General features: G+C 71.0%; 15 protein-coding genes. 5 read left to right on the top strand and 10 right to left on the bottom strand.

Features of this window, described 5'->3' with window-relative positions; genetic code table 11:
• Positions 1-51 precede the first annotated feature (51 nt).
• Positions 52-1,359: a cell division protein PerM gene (locus GA0070620_RS26120; protein WP_091595143.1), complete on the bottom strand. Its 1,308-nt coding sequence runs from the start codon at positions 1,357-1,359 to the stop codon at positions 52-54.
• A gap of 158 nt (positions 1,360-1,517) precedes the next feature.
• On the opposite strand from GA0070620_RS26120, the gene GA0070620_RS26115 reads away from it, so the two are divergent.
• Positions 1,518-1,778, top strand: coding sequence for a hypothetical protein (locus tag GA0070620_RS26115; protein WP_091595141.1), 261 nt, complete (start codon positions 1,518-1,520; stop codon positions 1,776-1,778).
• A 46-nt stretch (positions 1,779-1,824) separates the two neighbouring features.
• Here the strand turns inward: GA0070620_RS26115 and sucD are convergent, their stop codons facing one another.
• The 3 genes from sucD to GA0070620_RS26100 all read right to left on the bottom strand — a co-directional run bounded on the left by sucD (position 1,825) and on the right by GA0070620_RS26100 (position 4,869).
• On the bottom strand, positions 1,825-2,712 hold the full coding sequence (gene sucD / locus GA0070620_RS26110) for a succinate--CoA ligase subunit alpha (RefSeq protein ID WP_091595139.1): 888 nt from the start codon (positions 2,710-2,712) through the stop codon (positions 1,825-1,827).
• Between the two features lie 3 nt (positions 2,713-2,715).
• Positions 2,716-3,894 carry an ADP-forming succinate--CoA ligase subunit beta gene (gene sucC / locus GA0070620_RS26105; RefSeq protein WP_091595137.1) on the bottom strand — a complete coding sequence of 393 codons (1,179 nt, stop codon included), beginning with the start codon at positions 3,892-3,894 and terminating at the stop codon, positions 2,716-2,718.
• Positions 3,895-4,464: 570 nt separating this feature from the next.
• The gene (locus GA0070620_RS26100) at positions 4,465-4,869 is read right to left on the bottom strand and encodes a cobalamin B12-binding domain-containing protein (protein WP_091595135.1); all 405 of its coding nucleotides are present in this window, start codon (positions 4,867-4,869) and stop codon (positions 4,465-4,467) included.
• 496 nt (positions 4,870-5,365) lie between these two features.
• Between GA0070620_RS26100 and GA0070620_RS26095 the strand changes: the two genes are divergently transcribed.
• The gene (locus tag GA0070620_RS26095) at positions 5,366-6,076 is read left to right on the top strand and encodes a M23 family metallopeptidase (RefSeq protein ID WP_091595133.1); all 711 of its coding nucleotides are present in this window, start codon (positions 5,366-5,368) and stop codon (positions 6,074-6,076) included.
• A 270-nt stretch (positions 6,077-6,346) separates the two neighbouring features.
• On the top strand, positions 6,347-7,114 hold the full coding sequence (locus GA0070620_RS26090) for a M23 family metallopeptidase (RefSeq protein WP_377520005.1): 768 nt from the start codon (positions 6,347-6,349) through the stop codon (positions 7,112-7,114).
• A gap of 54 nt (positions 7,115-7,168) precedes the next feature.
• Here GA0070620_RS26090 and pcrA read toward each other — a convergent pair whose 3' ends face one another.
• On the bottom strand, positions 7,169-9,574 hold the full coding sequence (gene pcrA / locus GA0070620_RS26085) for a DNA helicase PcrA (RefSeq protein ID WP_091595129.1): 2,406 nt from the start codon (positions 9,572-9,574) through the stop codon (positions 7,169-7,171).
• Positions 9,575-10,049: 475 nt separating this feature from the next.
• Here pcrA and GA0070620_RS26080 point away from each other — a divergent pair, with 475 nt between their 5' ends.
• Positions 10,050-10,358 (top strand): chorismate mutase, encoded by a 309-nt coding sequence (locus GA0070620_RS26080; protein WP_231922480.1) that lies wholly within the window; start codon positions 10,050-10,052, stop codon positions 10,356-10,358.
• A gap of 83 nt (positions 10,359-10,441) precedes the next feature.
• On the opposite strand, the gene GA0070620_RS26075 is transcribed toward GA0070620_RS26080, so the two are convergent.
• The 5 genes from GA0070620_RS26075 to GA0070620_RS26055 all read right to left on the bottom strand — a co-directional run bounded on the left by GA0070620_RS26075 (position 10,442) and on the right by GA0070620_RS26055 (position 16,257).
• Positions 10,442-11,455, bottom strand: a complete 1,014-nt coding sequence (locus GA0070620_RS26075; RefSeq protein WP_091595125.1) for an ABC transporter ATP-binding protein — start codon at positions 11,453-11,455, stop codon at positions 10,442-10,444.
• Positions 11,448-12,470 carry an ABC transporter ATP-binding protein gene (locus GA0070620_RS26070; RefSeq protein ID WP_091595123.1) on the bottom strand — a complete coding sequence of 341 codons (1,023 nt, stop codon included), beginning with the start codon at positions 12,468-12,470 and terminating at the stop codon, positions 11,448-11,450. The genes GA0070620_RS26075 and GA0070620_RS26070 overlap by 8 nt, the downstream gene beginning before the upstream one ends.
• Positions 12,471-12,496: 26 nt before the next feature.
• Positions 12,497-13,474, bottom strand: coding sequence for an ABC transporter permease (locus tag GA0070620_RS26065; RefSeq protein WP_091595121.1), 978 nt, complete (start codon positions 13,472-13,474; stop codon positions 12,497-12,499).
• Between the two features lie 72 nt (positions 13,475-13,546).
• A complete protein-coding gene (locus GA0070620_RS26060) occupies positions 13,547-14,473 on the bottom strand; it encodes an ABC transporter permease (protein ID WP_091595119.1) in 927 nt (308 codons plus the stop codon).
• Between the two features lie 146 nt (positions 14,474-14,619).
• Complete coding sequence (locus GA0070620_RS26055) at positions 14,620-16,257, bottom strand: peptide ABC transporter substrate-binding protein (RefSeq protein WP_091595117.1); 1,638 nt, start codon at positions 16,255-16,257, stop codon at positions 14,620-14,622.
• A 423-nt stretch (positions 16,258-16,680) separates the two neighbouring features.
• Between GA0070620_RS26055 and GA0070620_RS26050 the strand changes: the two genes are divergently transcribed.
• Positions 16,681-17,415, top strand: a complete 735-nt coding sequence (locus GA0070620_RS26050) for a PIG-L deacetylase family protein (protein WP_231921978.1) — start codon at positions 16,681-16,683, stop codon at positions 17,413-17,415.
• Positions 17,416-17,527: the final 112 nt, after the last annotated feature.

Raw genomic sequence — 17,527 nt, 5'->3', positions numbered from 1 at the left:
AGGGGCGTCCCGCAACCGCGGGGCGCCCCTTCGGCGTCGTCCTTGCGGCGGTCAGGAGGTCGCGGCGCTCCGCCGCACCGGGCCGCGGGTGAACGTGCGGGTGGCCGCCGCGCCGAGCAGCGCGCCGGCTCCGACCACGGCGGTGGTCACGGCGCCCACCTGCCAGGCGACGGGGCCCATCTCGGCCAGCCGGCCACCACCCAGTGGCCCGGCCGAGGCCGCCGCCGCGATCCCCAGCAGCACACCCGCCACCGGGCCGGCGACGGCCGCCGGCGCGAGCAGCGGGGGCCAGCCCAGCGGTGCGCGGTCGTCGGCAGCGAGCCGCACCAGCCGGCGGGCCAGCAGCCAGCCGGCCGCCATGCCCGCCAGGACCGGCACCGCGAGCAGGGCGGCGCCGAAGCCGTCGACCGGGCCGCGGGGCAGCCCGGCCAGCAGCGGTACGGCGGGAAGCGCCCCCACCGACACCTCGCTGGTCCGCACGGCGGTGTCGGTGCCGACTGCGAACCCGGGACCGAGCAGGTAACTCGTGGACCAGATCGCGGCGTTCGGCGCGTAGGCGAGGCTGACCAGGGTGACGCCCGCCTGACCGGCCACCCCGGTCCGGTAGGCCCCGATCATGTCCGCCGCGTCGCCGCCCCCGGTGGCCACCGCCAGACCGGCGGCTCCGGCCCCCGCCCCGAGGAGCAGCAGGCCGGCGACCAGGCCGGTGCGGACGCCGTCGCGCAGCGCCGCCGGCGCGCGCTCGGCGAGCAAGCCGGCCACGCCGGTGGTGCGCACCGCGCCGACCAGGGCGGCCACCGTGCCGAGCAGCGCGCAGGAGAGCCCGGCGCGAACCGGTGACACGCCCGGGCCGCCCAGGCCGACCAGCACCGCGGCGAGCAGGCCGAGCAGCGCGTACGCGATGCCGACCGCCACGGCCGCGGCGAGCGCACGGCGCGGCGAGCGGCCACCGCGCGCGCCGATCGCCCGGCTGACGTGCACACCGGCCCGGGCCAGCCGCCACACCACGAGCGCGGTCAGCGCGAGCGGGGCGAGCCCGAGCGGCCCCGCCTCGGTGGGCAGCGGGACGCCGTGGCCGAGCAGCCAGCCGGCCAGGCCGGCGCGCAGGGCACCGGTGACCGACCCGGCGTCCTCGCTGAGCTGGGCGAGGCCGAGCACGATCGCGACCGGCAGGTACGACGTGAGCGCCGCCCCGAAGGCGGCCACGGCGGCGGCCACGGCCAGCGGGGCGCGGCCGCGCGGTGGTCCGTCGGACCGTGGGCGGGGCACCCGCCCGCCGGGCACGCCACGACCGGGCGGGCGGTTGTCGGCGGCGACCGCGCCGGTCCGGCGGGATCGATCAGGGGTGAGGTCGGACATCGAGGTCTACTCTGGCACGTCAGACGCCCGGTGGCAGTCCGATACCGCCCGGGGACGGCGGCGAGTTCCGCCATCCACGGCCGGCCGGGCGTCCGCCCGGTCTAGCCTCGGCGCAGGACGTGACGCCGTCGCGGCCCCGATCGTGGCGGGAGGTCGCCGTGGGTTCGCCGTACCCGCCGCCCCCAGCGGCCCGCGGGCGCGACCGCACCACGCTCTGGGGTGTGCTCGGCGTCGTCCTCGGGCTGATCTGCTGCGGGATCCTCGGCATCATCTTCGGCTACCTGTCCGTCCGGGACGCCCGGCGGTACGGCAACTCGCCGGTGCTCGGCTACGTCGCCGTGGCGCTCGGCGTGGTCAACCTCGTCGCCGGGGCGTTCCTGCGGGCGACGGGGAACTATCCGTTGTGGCGTAACGGCTGAGGGGGTCGACCGCCGGTCGACCCCCTCAGCGCGAGACGCACTCCGCTCAGCCGGCGGACATGATCTCCCGCATCAGGCGGGCGGTCTCGGTCGGCGTCTTGCCGACCTTCACGCCGACCGCCTCCAGCGCCGCCTTCTTCGCGTCGGCGGTGCCGGCCGAGCCGGAGATGATCGCACCGGCGTGGCCCATGGTCTTGCCGGGCGGCGCGGTGAAGCCGGCGATGTAGCCGACGACCGGCTTGGTGACGTTGGCCTTGATGAACTCGGCGGCCCGCTCCTCGGCGTCGCCGCCGATCTCACCGATCATCACGATCGCGTCGGTGTCCGGGTCGGCCTGGAACGCGGCGAGCGCGTCGATGTGGGTGGTGCCGATGATCGGGTCACCACCGATGCCGACGCAGGTGGAGAAGCCGATGTCCCGCAGCTCGTACATCATCTGGTAGGTCAGCGTGCCGCTCTTGCTGACCAGGCCGATCCGGCCGCTGCCGGTGATGTCGGCCGGGATGATGCCGGCGTTGGAGGCGCCCGGCGAGGCGATGCCGGGGCAGTTCGGGCCGATGATCCGGGTCCGCTCGCCCTTCGACACGTTGTACGCCCAGAGCGCGGCGGTGTCGTGGACCGGCACGCCTTCGGTGATGACGACGGCCAGCTCGATGCCGGCGTCGATCGCCTCGACCGCCGCGGCCTTCGTGAACTGCGGCGGAACGAAGATGACCGTGACGTCCGCCCCGGTCTCCTTCATCGCGTCCGCCACGCTGGCGAAGACCGGCAGCTCGGTGCCGTCGAAGTCGACCGTCTGACCCGCCTTGCGCGGGTTGACGCCGCCGACGACGTTGGTGCCCGCCGCGAGCATCCGCTTGGTGTGCTTGGAACCCTCGGACCCGGTCATGCCCTGCACGATGACCTTCGAGTCCTTGGTCAGCCAGATTGCCATGTGTCAGACCCCCGCAGCGGCCAGCTCGGCGGCCCGCTCGGCCGCGCCATCCATCGTGTCGACCCGCTCGATCAGCGGGTTGTTCGCGCCGTCGAGGATCGCCCGGCCGGCCTCCGCGTTGTTGCCGTCCAGCCGGACGACGAGCGGCTTGGTGACCTTCTCGCCACGCTGCTCCAGCAGGTCGAGCGCCTGCACGATGCCGTTGGCGACCGCGTCGCAGGCGGTGATGCCGCCGAAGACGTTGACGAAGACGCTCTTCACCGACGGGTCGGAGAGGACGATCTCCAGGCCGTTGGCCATGACCGCCGCGCTCGCGCCGCCACCGATGTCGAGGAAGTTGGCCGGCTTGACGCCGCCGTGCCGCTCGCCCGCGTACGCGACCACGTCGAGGGTCGACATCACGAGACCCGCGCCGTTGCCGATGATGCCGACCTCACCGTCGAGCTTGACGTAGTTGAGGTCCTTCTCCTTGGCCGCCTGCTCCAGCGGGTCCACCGAGGCCTGGTCGACCAACGCCTCGTGGTCCGGGTGCCGGAAGCCGGCGTTCTCGTCCAGGCTGATCTTGGCGTCGAGCAGCAGCAGCTTGCCGTCGCCGGTCTTGGCCAGCGGGTTCACCTCGACGAGGGTGGCGTCCTCGGCCACGAAGGCCTTCCACAGCCCGACCGCGACGTCGACGACCTGGTCGGCGACCTCGGCCGGGAAGCCGGCGGCGGTGACGATCTCCCGCGCCTTGGCCTCGTCCACCCCGGCGACCGCGTCGATCGGCGCCTTCACGACCTTGTCCGGGGTCTCCGCGGCGACCTGCTCGATGTCCATACCGCCGGCCACGCTGGCGATGCAGAGGAACGTGCGGTTCGCCCGGTCGAGCAGGTAGGAGAAGTAGTACTCCTCCGCCACGTCCGCGGTCACCGTGATCATGACCTTGTGGACGGTGTGGCCCTTGATGTCCATGCCGAGGATGTCGGTGGCCCGGGCCACCGTCTCCTCCGCGCCCTCGGCCAGCTTCACGCCGCCGGCCTTGCCCCGACCGCCGACCTTCACCTGCGCCTTGACGACCACCCGACCGCCGAGGCGATCGGCGATGGCGCGGGCCTCCTCCGGGGTAGTGGCGACGCCGCCGGCGAGCACGGGCAAGCCGTGCCGCTCGAACAGGTCCCGCCCCTGGTACTCGTACAGGTCCACGATTGCGCGTCCCGTCCCGTCTCCGCGGCGCGCCGTCGCGCCGCCACCAGCGTTCGAAAACAGTTTGACGCCTGTCATCAGTTGAAACAGGCCATTGGCCGCAGCCTAGCGAGGTCACCACCGGGGGCAACCGAGCGGGTGCGCGGTGTGCGGTAATGCACAGCCGCCGGCTCACATCCGGAACCGCCGATCCGCGGGCCATCCGGACCGCGCGGGCCGGGACGGCGCGTCGGCGTCCGGCGACGGGCACGGGAGCAGGGACGACGGACACCGCGACGGCGGGCCGCGTTCAGCCTTTCGAGGGATGTTGGCGGAGGGCGTAACCCCGCCGTCGGGGCTTCGTTGAGTCAGGTGTCGGAGCGCTGGTCAGTGCGACGACAGGAGAAACGGCCGATGCCCTGTCGGTCGAGGGGTGGCGGCGGGGCATCGTGCATAGAGGGGCCGGACGTGTGAGGGGTGCGTCCGGCCCCTCCCCCTGTCCGCCTCCGGTTCGGCGCCCGCCGCGCGGCCGTGCACGGACCGGCGAGCCCGGCGCGCCGACGTCCGCCCGGCCGGCCTCCCGGCCGGGGCTCAGCTCACCGGCTGCGCGACGTTCTGTCGCACCCATTCCACGATCGACTGGGTGGTGGCACCCGGGGTGAAGATCTTCGCGACGCCGAGCTGCTCCAGCTCCGGGATGTCGGCGTCCGGGATGATGCCGCCGCCGAACACCACGATGTCGCGCGCGTCGCGCTCGGCGAGCAGTTCGAGCACCCGCCGGAAGAGCGTCATGTGCGCGCCGGAGAGCACGGAGAGACCGACCGCGTCGGCGTCCTCCTGGATGGCGGTCTCCACGATCTGCTCCGGAGTCTGGTGCAGGCCGGTGTAGACGACCTCCATGCCCGCGTCCCGGAGGGCACGCGCGACCACCTTCGCGCCGCGGTCGTGGCCGTCCAGACCTGGCTTGGCGACGACGACCCGAATACGAGAGCTCATCAGCGCACACCTTTCACCGGCTCGACAGCCTCCACCTGAACGAACGGTAACCCGCCGGACGGACCCCGGGAAATCCGGGCCGGCAAACCCGGGACTTCGGCACGGAGTCACCGGGTCGCCGAACGGTCCGCCCGTCGTCGGCGGCCGGGGTGGTCGGGCGACCTTCCCTGTCGACGCAGGTAGCCTGCCCGCCGGCCGGTTCCCGCAGCGGTCCACGTCAAGGCGGACGAGTCCGCCGTACCGGTCACGCTGCGCGACGAACGGGTAGTAACGGGGGCACCGTTCGGCGGCGCGAGACATGACAATCACGGACGCAAACGGACAAGTTGACACGCCAATTCGGCGCTCCGGCTTGTGACTCGTGTGGTGGTTGGCTAACGTGTCCACGGTTGTCATCAGGTCCAAGGACGGGTGACGACGCGGCCAGCAGATGTTCACCGCAACGTTCCCGAACGTCCGCGAAGCCGCTTCGGAACCCCGACAACGGAGGGTGTGCGTGCGCCAGCGCCTGTCGTCTGAGCCCGATAGATATCGTGGTCGCCGCCGCGTCCCCACCCCACCGCGGAGCCGCTACGCCGCCGTCGTCACCACCGCCTTCGTCGGAGCGGGTGTCGTCGCCCTCGGCGCGAGCGCCATGCCCGACGCCAAGAGCGTCAGCCCCACGGTTCTCGACGAGCTCCGTCAGGCCTCGATCACCAGCCAGGACGCCGCAGCCCGCGGTGAGGCCGCCGACCGCGCCTCCCGCGACAGCGCCCGGGGCGAGGAGGCCGGCGAGCGGGACGTCTGGCTCCTGCCGCTCCAGGGTTACGACTTCAACTCGCCCTACGGCATGCGCTGGGGCAAGCTGCACACCGGCGCCGACCTGGTCGCCCCGGAGGGCACCCCCTACGTCGCGATCCACGCCGGCACCGTCACCAAGGCCGGCTGGTTCGGCGGCTACGGCAACGCCGTGATCGTCCAGCACCCGGACGGCAGCGAGGCGATCTACGGCCACTCCTCCGCCGTGAGCGTGCGGGAGGGCCAGCAGGTCAAGGCGGGCGACCAGCTCGGACTGGTCGGCAACACCGGCCACTCCTACGGCTCCCACCTGCACCTCGAGGTGCATGTCAAGGGCGAGCCGGTGGACCCGGTGCCGTGGCTCCAGGAGCGCGGAGTGGACATCAAGATGCAAATCGAGACGATCTACAACGAGGTGCCGGCGTCCTGACGCTGCGTACCGACCGTTGACCGCCCGGACCTCCCGGTCCGGGCGGTTTTTCGTTGCTCGTCGCCGGGCGAAGTAGCCTGCGCCACATCCAGAGGTGTGACCGGCGACACCCACCCGCATGATCAGCTAATGGGTGGAACCGGACACGACGCCGGATACCGGGGCGCCCAGCCGGGCGGACGCCCGGCCGCCTTCCCACCCCCTGACCTGCCGAAACGCGTGTCACACCAGGATCGGTCAGTCCGATGCCCTCGACACGTGAGGTCCCCCGTGCAGGAAGAAGACACGACCATCCAGAACGATCGCCGCGACGACCCGGAGGTGATCCGGCACCGGGCGCTGCCCAGCCGCCGTACCCGCCTCCTCGTGGTCGGAGCGGTCGCCGCGGTCGGCCTCGCCGTCGCCGGCGTGGCGGTCGCCGCGACGGGCGACGAGCCCGCACCGAAGACGGTCGCCGTCGACGCGCAGGCCCGCGCCGAGGCGGTCGACCGCGCCGACCGCTCGGCCCGCGAGTCGCCGGCCCCGGTCACCCCGTCGGCCAGCCCGGCCAGCCCGACACCGAGCCCGTCCACCGCCACCCCGAAGGCGAAGGCGACGACCACCACGCCGAAGCCGAAGAAGACCACGAAGCCCAAGCCGGCCTGGGTCATCCCGATGAAGGGCGCCCAGATCACCTCCTGCTTCGGCCAGCGCTGGGGCACGCTGCACGCGGGCATCGACTTCGCGATGCCGGCCGGCACCCCGATCCACGCCGCAGCCGCGGGCACCGTCGTCAAGGCCGGCGATGCCGGCGACGGGTACGGCAACTCGGTCTTCATCGACCACGGCAACGGCTACCTCACCCACTACGCCCACCAGAGCCGCCTGGCGGTCGCCGTGGGCGACAAGGTCAGCGCCGGCGAGGTCATCGGCTACGAGGGCTCCACCGGCGATTCCACAGGCCCGCACCTGCACTTCGAGGTGCACCAGGGCCAGATGTGGAACCAGATCGACCCCGCACCGTTCCTGCGCGCGCGGGGCATCAACGTGGCCTGCTGACGGCCACGGCACGAGGAGGGGCCCGGTCCGGTACGCCCGGACCGGGCCCCGCCGTCAGAGCTTGTCGATCGGGGCGTGTCGCAGCACCAGCCACATGGTCTGGTCGCCGAAGTCGATCTGCGCCCGGGCGCCCGGCCCGTGCCCCTCGACGGCCAGCACCCGGCCCAGCCCGTAGCGCTGGTGGTTGACCCGGTCCCCGGCGGCCACCTTGGGCGCCTGCGGCAGCTCACTGGCCGTGGTCAGCCGGCTGGCGTCCACTCCGAGTCGCTTCGCCAACTGGGCCGCCTTCGGCGTACCCCCGTTGAAGCCGCCGCGCCCGCCGGGCGCGCGGTCCGCGCGGCCTCCGACGCCGCCGCCCCCGCCGGCCCACGAGGTGTACGACCCCTCGGTGCGCTCCCAGCGCACCAGCTCCGGCGGCAACTCCTCCAGGAAGCGGGAGGGCGGGTTGTAGGCCGGCTGCCCCCACGCCGAGCGGGTGACCGCGCGGGAGAGGTAGAGCCGCTGGCGGGCCCGCGTGATCCCGACGTAGGCGAGCCGCCGCTCCTCCTCCAGCTCCCTGGTGTCGCCGAGCGAGCGCAGGTGGGGGAAGACGCCGTCCTCCAGGCCGCTCAGGAACACCACGGGGAACTCGAGCCCCTTGGCGGTGTGCAGGGTCATCAGGGTGACCACGCCCTGGTGGTCCGGGTCGTCGGTGGGCAGCTGGTCGGCGTCGGCGACCAGCGCCACCTGCTCCAGGAAGCCGGCCAGGGTGGCCCGCTCCCCCTCCGCCCCGGTGGCCTCGATGCGCTCGGTGTATTCCCGGGCGACGCTGACCAGCTCCTGGAGGTTGTCGACCCGGCCCGCGTCCTGCGGGTCGAGGCTCTCCTCCAGCTCGGTGAGGTAGCCGGAGCGGGTCAGCAGCGCCTCCAGGACCTCCTCCGGAGTGCCGGTCTCGGCCAGCTCGCGGGCGCCGTCGAGCAGGGCCACGAAGTCGGCGATGCCGTTGGCCGCCCGGGTCGAGATGCCCGGGGCGTCCTTGGCCCGGCGCAGCGCGGCGCCGAACGAGATCCGGTCGCGGCTGGAGAGCGCCTCCACGCACGCCTCGGCCCGCTCGCCGATGCCCCGGCGGGGGGTGTTGAGGACACGGCGGAGGCTCACCGTGTCGTCGTCGTTGACCACCGAACGCAGGTAGGCCAGCGCGTCGCGGACCTCCTTGCGCTCGTAGAAGCGCACCCCGCCGACGACCTTGTAGGGCAGGCCGACCCGGATGAACACCTCCTCGAAGACCCGTGACATGGCGTTGGTGCGGTAGAAGACCGCCACGTCGCCCGGGCGGGTGTCGCCCTCGTCGACGAGCCGGTCGATCTCCCGGGCCACCCAGTCCGCCTCGGCGTGCTCGGTGTCGGCGACGTAGCCGACGATCTGCTCACCGGCCCCGGCGTCGCTCCACAGCCGCTTGGGCTTGCGGGACGTGTTGCGGTCGATCACCGCGTTGGCGGCGTTGAGGATCGTCTGGGTGGAGCGGTAGTTCTGCTCCAGCAGGATCGTCCGGGCGTCGGTGAAGTCGCGCTCGAACTCCAGGATGTTGCGGATCGTCGCGCCGCGGAACGCGTAGATCGACTGGTCGGCGTCGCCCACCACGCACAGCTCGGCCGGCGGGATCCCCTCGGTGCCGGAGACCAGCTCCTTGATCAGCACGTACTGGGCGTGGTTGGTGTCCTGGTACTCGTCGACCAGCACGTGCCGGAACCGGCGCCGGTAGCTCTCGGCCACGTGCGGGTGGGACTGGAGCAGGTGCACCGTGGTCATGATCAGGTCGTCGAAGTCGAGCGCGTGCGCCTCCCGCAGCCGCCGCTGGTAGAGCGTGTAGGCCTCGGCCAGGGCCCGCTCGTTCGGGCCCTTCGCCCGGGCGGCGAACTCCTCGGGGTCGACCAGCTCGTTCTTCAGGTTCGAGACCTGGGCCGCCAGGCCCCGGGCCGGGTAACGCTTCGGGTCGAGATCGAGCTCGCGGGCGACCAGCTGCATCAGGCGGCGCGAGTCGTCGGCGTCGTAGATGGAGAAGGTCGACTTCAGCCCGGCGTGCTCGTGCTCGGCGCGCAGGATCCGGACGCACGCGGAGTGGAAGGTCGACACCCACATCAGCCGGGCCCTCGGGCCGACCAGGGAGGCGACCCGCTCCTTCATCTCGCCCGCGGCCTTGTTGGTGAACGTGATCGCGATGACCTCCCCGGGATGCACGTCCCGGGCGGCGAGCAGGTAGGCGATCCGGTGGGTGAGCACCCGGGTCTTCCCGGACCCGGCGCCGGCCACGATCAGCAGCGGCGAGCCGGCGTGGGTGACCGCGTCGCGCTGGGGGCCGTTGAGCCCGGTGAGCAGTGCCTTCGGGTCGAGACGGCTGGACGCCGACCCGGGCCGGTGCGGACGGGTCGGCGCGCGCTCGGGCGCGGGCGGGGACGCGGGGATGTCGAAGAGAGGATGCATCGCACGGCGAGTCTATGCCGCCCGCCGGACACTTCCCGAGCGAGCGCGCCGGCCGGCGTCTCGGGCCTCGGCACGGCGGGCCGGTGTCGCGGGCCGGATCTCCGGGTGCGTTGTCGCACTCCGTGCGGCCGGATTCCTTGCGCGAGGGCACCCCGGCTGGGCATACTCGACGGCGTGATCGGTCAGCGCTACTACTTTTACTACGGCACCGGGAGTCCGGCAGCCGTAGGTCGCGCCTGATCAACAGACCTGCGAGAAGCCCCGGGCTCCTGGAGCCCGGGGCTTCGTCGTCCCGGGATCCGGGCTCCGGGCCCGACGTCCGAGGGGGACGGCGATGATGACAGACGTGGTGGAGCAGAACGGCGGCCCGGCGCGATCCGGTGCGTCCGGCGCGGCGGAAGAGCCGCCGTCGTCCGGGTCGCCCGCCGATCCCGCGGCCGGAGGGCCCGAGGGTGGCACCGGCCCGGCGGGCGATCTGGACGACGCGGCGAACGGCCGGCCCGGGGACCGACCGGTGGACGCCGGCACGAAGGAGCCCGTCGCCGCGGCCCAGATCGTCGCCATCCGGGAGCGGATCGACCAGATCGACCAGGCGCTCATCGACCTGTGGCAGGAGCGAGCGAGCCTGTCCCAGCAGGTCGGCGCGACGCGCATGGCGTCCGGCGGCACCCGCCTGGTGCTCTCCCGCGAGCGGGAGATCCTCGAACGGTTCCGGCGGGCCCTCGGCGCCGACGGCACCCAGCTCGCCCTGCTCCTTCTCCGAGCCGGCCGCGGGCCGCTCTGACCCCTCCCGGCCCGGCCGCGCGGCGGGTCCGGATACGCGGAACCGCCTGTCACCGACGGCGACAGGCGGTTCCGGTGGGGGGATCAGACCTCGTGGGTGGCCACGATCTCCCGCTTCTCGGCGAAGTGGCAGGCACTCGGGTGGTCCGAGCCCTGCCGGATCTGCAGCAGCGGCGCCTGCTGGGCGCAGATGTCCTGCGCCTTCCAGCACCGGGTGCGGAAGCGGCAGCCCGACGGCGGGCTCACCGGCGACGGCACGTCACCGGTGAGGCGGATGATCGCCTTGTGCTCGCGCACGGTCGGGTCCGGCACCGGCACCGCGGAGAGCAACGCCTGGGTGTACGGGTGCGTCGGCCGCTCGTAGATCTCGTCCTCGGTGCCCACCTCGACGATCTTGCCGAGGTACATCACCGCGACCCGGTCGGAGAGGTGCCGCACCACCGACAGGTCGTGCGCGATGAAGACGTACGACAGGCCGAACTCGCCCTGGAGCTGCTCCAGCAGGTTCATCACCTGCGCCTGGATCGACACGTCCAGCGCCGACACCGGCTCGTCGCAGACGATGATCTCCGGACGCAGGGCGAGCGCCCGGGCGATGCCGATGCGCTGCCGCTGACCGCCCGAGAACTGGTGCGGGTACCGGTTGATGTGCTCCGGGTTCAGGCCGACCAGGTCGAGGAGTTCCTTGACCTTGTTGCGGCGGCTGCCCTTCGGGGCCACCTCGGGGTGGATCTCGAACGGCTCGCCGACCAGGTCACCCACCGTCATCCGCGGGTTCAGCGAGGTGTACGGGTCCTGCATGACCAGCTGGATCTGCCGGCGCAGGCGGCGCAGGCCGCCACCGGAGAGCTTGGAGATGTCCTGACCCTTGTAGAGCACCTTGCCGGCGGTCGGCTTCTCCAGGTTCATCAGCACCCGGGCCAGCGTCGACTTGCCGCAGCCGGACTCACCGACGACGCCGAGCGTCTCACCCTGACGCAGGTCGAAGGAGACCCCGTCAACGGCCTTGACCTGGCCGATGGTCTTCTTGAACACCACGCCGCGCGTGACGGGGTAGTGCTTGACCAGGTCGCGGACCTCGAGGATGTTCTCAGTCACGGTTCACCAGCTCCTCGGCGAAGTGGCAGGCGCTGGCCCGGCCGGCGCCGATCTGCAGCAGCGGCGGCACCTTCTCCCGGCACACCGGCTGCGCCATGGGGCAGCGCGGGTTGAACGGGCAGCCCGGCGGGATGTTCATCAGGTTCGGCGGGAGGCCCTTGATGGTGCGGAGCTGCTGCCCCTTCTCGTCCAGACGCGGGATCGAGTTGAGCAGGCCGAGGGTGTACGGGTGCGCCGGCTTCGCGTACAGGTCGTAGACGTCGGCTTCCTCGACGATCCGCCCCGCGTACATGACCGCGATCCGGTCCGCGACGTCGGCGACCACGCCGAGGTCGTGGGTGATCAGGATCATGCCCATCTGCCGCTCGCGCTGGAGCTCGGCCAGCAGGTCCATGATCTGGGCCTGCACGGTCACGTCGAGCGCGGTGGTCGGCTCGTCCGCGATCAGCACCTCGGGGTCGAGCGCCAGCGACATGGCGATCATCGCCCGCTGGCGCATGCCGCCGGAGAACTGGTGCGGGTAGTTGCTGAACCGGCCCTTGGCGTTCGGGATCTTGACCTGGTCGAGCATCTCGATCGCGCGCTTCTTGGCGTCCGAGCGGCTCAGGCCACGGCGGACCCGGAACTGCTCGGCGATCTGGAACCCGACGGTGAAGACCGGGTTCAGCGCGGAGAGCGCGTCCTGGAAGATCATCGCGATGCCCTCGCCACGGATGCGGCGACGCTCCTCGAAGGACATCGTCAGCATGTCCTTGCCGTGGAAGCGCACCTGACCGCCGGTCACGTGACCGGGCGGCGTGTCGAGGATGCCCATGATGGTCTGCGCGGTGACGCTCTTACCGGAGCCGGACTCGCCGAGCACGGCGAGGGTCTCCCCCGCATCGACGTGGTACGTGACCCCGTTGATGACCTTGGCGACGCCGTCGCGGGTACGGAACTCCACCCGGAGGTCGTCGACCTCGAGCAGGCGGCCGGTGGGGCGCCCGGAGGCGCCCGCGGCGGACTGCTCGGACACGAGAATGTCGGACAACTGGATCGCCCCTAGCGGAGTTTCGGATCGAGGGCCTCGCGGACCGCCTCACCGAGCATCACGAAGCTCAGCACGGCGGCGACGAGGAACGCGGCGGGGAAGAACAGCAGGTACGGGGCCACCCGGATCAGGTTCTGCGCCTCGTTGATGATGATGCCCCAGGAAACCACCGGCGACTTGAGGCCGACGCCAAGGAACGAGAGCGTGGCCTCCGCGCCGATGAACGAGCCGACCATGATCGTGCCGTACACCAGGATCGGTGCCAGGCAGTTCGGCAGCAGGTGCTTGAGGATGATCCGGCCGGTGCCGGCACCCAGCGCGCGGGCCGCGACGATGTAGTCGGCCTCCTTGGTGGCGAGCACCGAGGAACGCATGAGCCGCATGACCACCGGCCAGCTCAGCACGACGAGCGACGCGATGACCAGGAACTTGATCTTCCACTCGCTGTTGCTGGTGCCCGACCCGTTGAACGTGGTCAGGATGACGATCGCACCGAGCACGAACGGCAGGCCGAAGAAGACGTCGGCGACCCGGGACAGGAGGGCGTCCACCCAGCCGCCGCGGTAGCCGGCGATCATGCCCATCGTGCCGCCGATCAGCAATGTGCCGAAGACCGAGAGCAGCGCCACCACGATCGAGGCGTTGGCGCCGTAGATGGTCCGGGCGAAGACGTCGCGGCCCTGGATGTCGTAGCCGAACCAGGCGTCGCCCGAGGGCTTGCCGAGGCTCCGGCTCAGCTCTCCGTAGTCGGGGCTGGCCGAGGTGAAGAGCGACGGGAAGGCGGCCATCACCACGAAGATCACGATGAAGGTCGCGGAGATCCAGAAGAGCGGCTTGCGCCGCAGGTCCCGCCACGCGTCGCCGAGCAGGCCGCGGGGCTTCTCCCGGCGGGCGTTGTCCGGCAGGCCGGCGTTGGTCGGGCCGCCGATCTCGGTCGGCTGGTGCGCCGGTGGTGTCGAGACGATCGACGCGGTGCTCGGGTCACTCATGCCGTCACCTCTCCCCGCTCGGTGCCGGCCTGAGTGGCCCGGCACGCTGCGTTGATGATTCGTTCGCGGCGCTCACTCATAGCGGATCCTCGGGTCCAGGGCGGCGTACAGCAGGTCCACCAGCAGGTTCATCAGGAGATAGACGAGCACCAGGATCACCACGATGGAGACCACGGTGGCGCTCTCCTTGGTGACGATCGACCGGTACACGACGCGACCGATGCCGTTGATCTGGAAGATGCCCTCGGTGACGATGGCGCCGCCCATCAGGGCACCCAGGTCGGTGCCGAGCAGCGTGACCACCGGGATCAGCGAGTTGCGGAGCAGGTGCACGCCCACCACGCGGCGCATCGGCAGGCCCTTGGCGATCGCCGTACGCACGTAGTCGGAGCGGCGGTTCTCGGCGATGCTCGTCCGGGCGACCCGGGCGATGTACGCCATGGAGGCGCTACCCAGCACGAAGCCGGGGACGATCAGCTCGGAGATCCGCATCTCGTTCGAGACGGTGGGCTCGACGATGTGCCACTGCACACCGAGCACCCACTGGAGCACGAAACCGATCACGAAGATCGGAAGCGCGATGAGGAAGAGCGTGGAGACCAGGACCAGGTTGTCCAGGAAGCCGTTACGCCGCAGGCCCGTCACGACACCGGCGGTGAGACCGATGATCGCCTCGATCGCCAGGGCCACCAGGGCCAGCTTCAGCGTGTTCGGGTACGCCGTGGCGATGATGTCGTTGATCGAGCGGCCGCCGAAGGTGGTACCGAAGTCACCCTGGAAGAGGTTCTTCATGTAGTTGGCGTACTGCACGATGAGGGGCTGGTCCAGCTGGAACTTCTCGGTCATCATCGCGACGAATCCGGGCGGGCACGGGCGTTCGCCGCACTTGCCGGCGAAGGGGTCGCCGGGCACCGACCAGACCAGCCAGTAGATCAGGAAGGTCGTTCCGATGAAGACCGGGACGAGTTGGAGCAGCCGTCTCAACAGATAACGGCCCATGGGGTGGTCCTCCAGACAGGGGGCGCGTCGGCGACCGACACGCGTGACGACGTGTCGAGGGGTATTTTGCACCCCTCGCGGAACGGCCCCAGGTCGGGCTCACCTTGTAGGTGAGCCCGACCTGGGTCAGACCGTGACCGTTCGGATCAGAGCTCGACGGAGGTGATGTCGATCTCGCCGACGTTGGTCAGCTCCACCTTCTTGATCTTGTCCGAGTGGCCCGACTGCTGGCCCTGGAAGTAGACCGGGATGGACGGAACGTCCTGGTCGATCTTGGCAACAGCCTCGGCGAACTTGGCGTGCGAGGCCTCCAGGCTCGGAGCGCCGCTCGCCTCCTTGGCCAGCGCGTCGACCTCCGGGTTGCTGTACTGGCCGTCGTTCGAGGAACCACCGGTCACGTAGAGCGGGTTGACCCAGTTCTCCACGTCCGGGTAGTCCTGCTGCCAACCGGCGCGGTACGGGCCCTTCATCTTGTGGGCGTTGATCTGCTCACGGAAGACCGCGAAGGTCGGAACACCCTCGGCGCGAGCGTTGATCTGCAGGACGTTCTTCACGCTCTGCGCGACGGCCTCCATCCACTCCTTGTGGCTGGCGTCCGCGTTGTAGTAGAAGACCATCTCGCCCTGGAAGCCGCCGGCCTCGGCCAGGAGCCGCTTGGCCTCGTCCGGGTTGTAGGCGCAGGCGGTGCAGTTCTTCTCCTTGGCGCCCGGGGTCAGCGGGTTGGCCCAGCTGTCGGCCGGAGTGCGGTTGCCGAAGAAGATCTTCTCGGTGATCTCCTGCCGGTTGATCGCCAGCGAGACCGCCTTGCGCAGCTTCGGGTTCTTGAAGCGCGCGTCGTAGATCGGGAAGGCGATGATGCCGGTGGACGGGGTGACGGACTGGATGGCCTTGTCACCCAGGTCGGTCTTCCACTTGTCGCCGGCGAGCGCCGACTGCGGAACCTGCTGCTGGAAGTCGAGGTTGCCCGCGAGCAGGTCGTTGTAGGCCGCCGTGTCCTGCTGGTACAGCTTGACGTCGACGTCCTTGATCTTCATCTTGTCGCGCAGGGTGTAGTCGTCGAAGCGCGTCAGCTTGATCGAGACGTCGTCTTCCCACGACACGAACTTCACCGGGCCGTTACCGATCGGCTTGCGGCCGAACTCGTCCGGCTTCTGGGTGAAGAACACGTCCGGCAGCGGCACGAACGCGCTGTAGCCGAGCTTGGTCGGGAACACCGCGGTCGGAGCGCCGAGGGTGACCTGGAAGGTGTAGTCGTCGACGACCTTCAGGCCGGACAGCTCCTTGGCCTTCGGCTCCGGGGCCGGCTTCGGGCCCTCGCCGTCCGGGTCCTCGGACTGGACGTCCTCGAAGCCGGCGATGTCGGAGAAGAAGCTGGAGTTCTGCGCGCCGTTCGGCGAGTAGGCAGCCCAGTTCCAGGCCTTGGTGAAGTTCGCGGCCTTGACCTCGGTGCCGTCGTGGAACTTCAGGCCCTTCTTGATCTTGATCTCGTAGACCTTGGAGTCCGTGGTCGTGATCGACTCCGCGACGGCGTTCTGCGGCGCGCCACCGTTGTTCGGGTACTCGACCAGGCCGGTCCACAGGTAGTCGATGATCGCGCCACCACCGGTCTCGGTGGTGTTCGCCGGAACCAGGGGAACCTCCGGCTGGGTGCCGTCGATGACGATGGCGCCGTCGGCGCTGTTGCTGGCGTCGCCGCCATTGTCGCTGCCCGAGCAGCCCGACGCGATGAGCGCGACTGCCGCGCCCAGCGCGATCGCGCTACCCGTTCGCTTCGAGACTCTCATTCCGAGGGGCCTCCTCTTTCTAACCTGGTTCCGTCGTGGGTTTCACGCACGTCTGGGGGTGACGCCAAGGCGACCCGGCCAGGGGTCGCCGAAACCACTGCCAAATCGGGACACCTATGTACCGATCCGCCGGGCCACCTCACCCGGTCGGACTCGGCACTGCGCACGCTTGGCACCCACGGACCGTCACGAGAGCAGCGGGCGTGGTCTTCGAGCCGTACGGAGTGCCTCGCACCGGGGGCGAGGTGCTTGCCACTGTGACACCCACCGGCCGCTTCCGTGAAGGTGCCGTTATCAAGCCGTTAGTTGGCCGCCACGTTGCCGATACTTGAGAAAAGATCACGAACCGCGTGTCTCATACCGCTCTGAGCAGGTAAGACATGGTCCCGCCGCAGTCTCGCTCGGCGCGTACGCTCAGGTCCTGTGACCTTCCCCGCCTCCGCTCCGGTGCTCTCCGACGTCGTTCGCGCACTGGCCGTTTTTGCCCATCCGGATGATGTCGACTTCGGCTGTGCGGGGACGATCGCCGGCTGGGTGGATGAGGGTATCGAGGTCGCCTACCTCCTCGCCACCCGGGGTGACTCGGGCGGCTTCGACGACACCGACCGGGCGGAGATGCCCCGACTGCGTGCGGCGGAGCAGCGCGCCGCCGCCGCGGCGGTCGGCGTCCGGCAGGTCGAGTTCCTCGACGGCTACCCGGACGGCACGCTGGCCCCGACCCTGGCGCTGCGCCGCGACATCACCGCCGCGATCCGCCGGTTCCGCCCCGACCGGGTGCTCACCAGTTCGCCGTTGCGCCGCTGGGAGCAGCTCACCGGCCCCAGCCACCCGGACCACCTGGCGGTCGGCGAGGCCACCACCTGCGCCATCTACCCCGACGCCCGCAACCGGTTCGCACACCCGGAGCTGCTCGCCGAAGGGCTGGAGCCCTGGGTGGTTCGCGAGGTCTGGTACGCCGGCGGGCCCGGACCGGACCACGCGGTCGACGTGACCGACCGGTTCGACCGCAAGCTCGCGGCGCTGCGCGCGCACCGGTCGCAGACCGCGCACTTCGACGTGGAGCCCTGGATCCGGGACCGGCTCACGACCGTCGCCGACACCGCCGGACTGCCGCCCGGACGGCTGGCCGAGGCGTTCACCGTGCTGCGCACCGAGTGAGCCACGGGCGGACGATCGACACCCGCCGAGGGGTGCGCGCACACCAGGCCGGCGCCGGACAGACCTCGGCCCCGGCACCGCTCGCGCGGATGCCGGGGCCGAGGTGTGGTCG

The sequence above is a fragment of the Micromonospora krabiensis genome (assembly GCF_900091425.1).
Lineage (GTDB): Bacteria > Actinomycetota > Actinomycetes > Mycobacteriales > Micromonosporaceae > Micromonospora > Micromonospora krabiensis.
Note: the sequence above shows the minus strand (reverse complement) of the source record. Positions and strands in the feature narration are given on the sequence as shown.

What these genes read in the sequence shown, in the direction of transcription:
- GA0070620_RS26060 (WP_091595119.1), bottom strand. Translation starts at nt 14,473, where the DNA reads ATGGGCCGTTATCTGTTGAGACGGCTGCTCCAACTCGTCCCGGTCTTC.
- GA0070620_RS26120 (WP_091595143.1), bottom strand. Translation starts at nt 1,359, where the DNA reads ATGTCCGACCTCACCCCTGATCGATCCCGCCGGACCGGCGCGGTCGCC.
- GA0070620_RS26065 (WP_091595121.1), bottom strand. Translation starts at nt 13,474, where the DNA reads ATGAGTGACCCGAGCACCGCGTCGATCGTCTCGACACCACCGGCGCAC.
- pcrA (WP_091595129.1), bottom strand. Translation starts at nt 9,574, where the DNA reads ATGCATCCTCTCTTCGACATCCCCGCGTCCCCGCCCGCGCCCGAGCGC.
- GA0070620_RS26055 (WP_091595117.1), bottom strand. Translation starts at nt 16,257, where the DNA reads ATGAGAGTCTCGAAGCGAACGGGTAGCGCGATCGCGCTGGGCGCGGCA.
- GA0070620_RS26100 (WP_091595135.1), bottom strand. Translation starts at nt 4,869, where the DNA reads ATGAGCTCTCGTATTCGGGTCGTCGTCGCCAAGCCAGGTCTGGACGGC.
- sucD (WP_091595139.1), bottom strand. Translation starts at nt 2,712, where the DNA reads ATGGCAATCTGGCTGACCAAGGACTCGAAGGTCATCGTGCAGGGCATG.